The organism is Kitasatospora sp. NPDC051702, from assembly GCF_040681575.1.
Classification (GTDB): domain Bacteria; phylum Actinomycetota; class Actinomycetes; order Streptomycetales; family Streptomycetaceae; genus Kitasatospora.
This window is the reverse complement of the sequence record NZ_JBFAZB010000103.1, coordinates 1-4,061: the sequence shown is the minus strand read 5'-3', so window position 1 is coordinate 4,061 and position 4,061 is coordinate 1. Positions and strand designations below refer to the sequence as shown.

At 71.3% G+C, this 4,061-nt stretch carries 1 protein-coding gene and 2 pseudogenes; all 3 read left to right on the top strand.

Going from position 1 to position 4,061, the window contains the following annotated elements; translation table 11 throughout:
- A pseudogene (locus AB0N04_RS38460) lies at nt 1-186 on the top strand (ATP-binding protein); the annotation flags it as partial.
- Between the two features lie 411 nt (nt 187-597).
- Nucleotides 598-3,960, top strand: a complete 3,363-nt coding sequence (locus AB0N04_RS38455; protein ID WP_360223400.1) for a nitrate- and nitrite sensing domain-containing protein — start codon at nt 598-600, stop codon at nt 3,958-3,960.
- A pseudogene (locus AB0N04_RS38450) lies at nt 3,926-4,061 on the top strand (roadblock/LC7 domain-containing protein); the annotation flags it as partial. The gene AB0N04_RS38455 and the pseudogene AB0N04_RS38450, both read left to right, overlap by 35 nt.

The following is a 4,061-nucleotide window of genomic DNA, read 5'->3' as shown; positions in this document are numbered from 1 at the left end:
CTCCCCTTCGTCGTCGCCCTCAACGGCTTCGACGGACACCAGCCCCACACCCCCGACGAGGTCCGCGAGGCCCTCCAGCTCAGCGCCGACACCCCGGTCGTCACCCTCGACGCCCGCCGGCGCGACAGCGCCAAGAGCGCCCTCATCACCCTCGTCGAACACGCCCTCCTCGCCCGCCTCCGCTGAGGCCGACGAGGGGTGCGGAGCAGGCCGCACGCCCCGGGGGTCCGTCACCGCGACGGACCCCCGGGGTGGCCGCGCTTACCGGGCGGTGTCGTCCGGGGGCACCGCGCAAGACCCGTGTATAAGCAGCGGATAACAGTTCGGTAGGCATTTTGTGATCAACAGTGACTCTCCGTGGTGAATTAGCGTCACTCAGCGCCAGATGACCACGGTTTTGCTCCGGCATGTCGGTGAATGTCCAGATTGTGCCGACGCGGGTGCCATCCGACGGCTGTTTGTCCCCCATCCCTGCACGTGCTGAAATTCCAGCTACCCCTGATTGCTCTCGTGCCGGCCCACCCGGTGACGGGCCAGGGCCCGGGGGTAGCGCTGGATTGATCCATGGCCGGCAGTCGGCCGAGAGGTAGTTGTCGAGTGAGGCGTAAGCAGCAACCCGCCCCGCAGCGGCGCTCCGAGCCCCGCCAGAGCGAGCCGAACGGTACCGCAAAGGACCCGGCCGGATTCTCCGCGTTCACGCCCACCGAGGAGCGCTCACCCGCCTCCCCGGTGCTGCAGCCCGCGGCCGCGTCCAAGGAACCGCCGGGCGGCGGCCAGGACGGCGACGGCGGCTCCGGTCGCTACGACTTCCTCCGCCCGCGGAACTGGCGCGTGCCGACCCGCCTGATCGCGATCCTGCTGATCCCCGTGATCATCAGTCTCGTCTTCGGCGGCCTCCGCGTGAACACCTCGGTCGACGGCTACATCAAGGCCTCCCGCGCCGAGAAGACCGCCGAGCTCGCCAAGGCGGCCACCGAACTCGCCGAGGCGCTCGAGAACGAGCGCGACAAGACGCTGATACCCCTGCTCACCAAGCAGGACCCGGCCGGCCTGGTCGCCAAGGCCCGGTCCGACACGGACACGGCGCTGAAGGCGTACAACGCGGCCTACGCGGCCTCCGACAAGTCCGGTGAGCTGCCGCGCCGCCACGAGGCCTTCGAGAACCTCGTGGTCAACCTGCCGCACCTGCGCGCCAACGCGTACGGCCCCGAGCTGTTCGCCAGCGCCACCGCCAGCGCCTACTCGGTGATGTTCGCCCCGCTGCTGTCCTACGACAACTCGGTCGGCATGGGCTCCACCAACGCCACCAGCAAGGGCCGCGCGATCTACGCGATGTCGCTGGCCAAGGCCTCCGCGTCGACGCAGCGCGCGCTGATGCTGCACCTGCTCGTCGGCATCTCCGCCGGGACCACCACCCGGTACGAGAACTCCGACATGATCCAGCAGATCCTCGTCGCCGAGAAGCTGGAGCAGGTGTCGCTCACCGAGTTCAACACCGGTAGCGCCCCCGAGGACGCCAAGAAGTACTCCGACGCGCAGGTCGCCCAGGCCGCCGCGCAGGAGCGCTCGGCGTACAAGATGCCCAACGGCTCCGCGCCCACCATGCAGAGCCTGCTCGCCCTGGGCGCCGCCTACAGCCAGGCCGCCGCCGAGGGCCAGAGCAAGGGCAAGGCCGCCGCCGACGCCGCCTACGCCGAGGCCAAGGGCGCCGGTCTGACCCCGGACAACTGGAACCAGGCCGCCAACACCCACATCCAGGCCCTGCGGAGCACCGAAGTCGTCCTGCTGGACGACGTCCTCACCGACTCCCGCAACCTGAAGGACAACGCGCTCTACGACGCCGTCCTCAACACGATCATCGTCGTCGCGGCGCTGATCCTGGCCGGTCTGCTCACCGGCTACGTCGCCCGCTCGATGATCCTCGGCATGCGCACCCTGCGCAGCGCGGCCCTGGAGATCGCCGACCACCGCCTGCCGGACCTGGTCGAGAAGCTCTCCAAGACCGACCCCGACCGGGTCGACACCTCCGTCGCCGCGATCCCGCTGCACGGCAAGGACGAGATCGGCGAGGTCGCCCGGGCCTTCGACCAGGTCCACCAGCAGGCCGTGGCGCTCGCCGCCGAGCAGGCCCTGCTGCGAGGGAACGTCAACGCGATCTTCACCAACCTGTCGCGCCGCAGCCAGGGCCTGATCCAGCGCCAGCTGGCGCTGATCACCGACCTGGAGAACAACGAGGCCGACCCGGACCAGCTGGAGAACCTCTTCAAGCTGGACCACCTCGCGACCCGTATGCGCCGCAACGGTGAGAACCTGCTCGTCCTCGCGGGCGAGGAGGCCGGCCGCCGCTGGAACACCCCGGTCCCGCTGGTCGACGTGCTCCGCGCCGCCGCCTCCGAGGTGGAGCAGTACGAGCGCGTCGAGCTGTCCGGCATCCCGGAGGTCGAGGTCGTCGGCGCCGCCGTGACCGACCTCGTCCACCTGCTCGCCGAGCTGCTCGAGAACGCCACCTCGTTCTCCAGCCCGCAGACCCGGGTCCTGGTCAACGCGACCCGCCTGCCGGACGGCCGCGTGCTGGTCGAGATCCACGACAAGGGCATCGGCCTCACCGCCGACGACTTCGCCGAGATCAACGAGAAGCTGGCCGAGCCGCCGACCGTCGATGCCACCATCTCCCGCCGCATGGGCCTCTTCGTGGTCGGCCGGCTCTCCCAGCGGCACGACGTCCGCGTCCAGCTCCGCCCCTCCGGCGAGTCCGCCGGGACCACCTCGCTGGTCATGCTCCCGCCGTTCGTCACCCAGTCGAACGCCGCCCCGGAGCCCGAGGAGCAGTTCACCGTCTCCCGGATCTTCGCCGAGCAGGAGCCGACCTCCGAGTGGGCGCCCGACGGCCGCCCGCGCAGCGCCGCCGAGCTGGGCTTCGACGACCACCTGACCGGCACCGGCCAGGCCGGCTCCTCCGGCTTCAGCCCGGCGCTGGAGGCCGTCCAGCGCTCGCAGCGCCTGGACCAGGTGCGCCGCGCCGCGGCCCTGGAGGGCGGCCCGAACACCTCCGAGATGCCGGTGCTCGACGCCGAGGTCGAGGAGGAGTACCAGCAGGGCTACGACCAGTACGCCCCGCAGGGCTACGAGCAGTCCGGCTACGCCGACGACCAGTACGGCTACCAGCAGGGCTACGACCAGCAGGACGAGTACGGCCAGGACCAGTACGGCCAGTACCCGCAGCAGGGCTACGAGCAGTCCGGCTACGCCGACGACCAGTACGGCCGCCAGGACTACCAGGGCCAGGACTACCAGGGCTACCAGGACGGCTACGGCGGCGACCAGTACGGCCAGCAGGCCGCGGAGGCCCCCGCCGGCCACCCGTACGCCCCGGAGCCCCCGGCCCTGCCCGCCGCCGAACCCGCCGCCACCCTGCCGTCCGGGCTGCCGCAGCGCCGCCCCGGCCAGCAGCTGGCCGGCGGCAGCTTCACCGCCCCGGCCACCCCGGCGGACGGCGGAGCCGGTGGCGAGACCCCGAACTGGTTCGCCGGTGCCAAGGACACCTCGTCGGCCGACGAACCGCGCGGCCACGACGTGTCGGGGCTCGGCGGGTACGGCCCGACCGGCCCGACGACCTCCCCCTGGCAGTCGCCCAACGACGGCGCCTGGCAGCGGGCCGAGCAGACCCGCGAGCCCGCCTCCGGCGGCACCACCGGGGCAGGCCTGCCCCGGCGCGTGCCCAAGCAGAACCTGGTGGCGGGCAACGCCAAGCCCACTCCGCAGGAAGGGCCGCAGGTCTCCCGCAGCCCCGAGGAGGTCCGCGGGCGGCTCACCAACCTGCGCCGCGGCGTGGAGCAGGGCCGCAGCGCGGGAAACACCGGAAGCTTCCGGATCGACCCCGATCAGGTAGACCCGTCCGGCAACGGACAGCAGAACCGAAGCACCGATCTCTTCGGCGGCTCGAACCACCAGGAGCGTTGAGTTGACTCAGATGAGCCAGGCCGCACAGAACCTGAACTGGCTGATCACCAATTTCGTGGACAACACCCCCGGGGTGTCCCACACCGTGGTGGTCTCCGCCG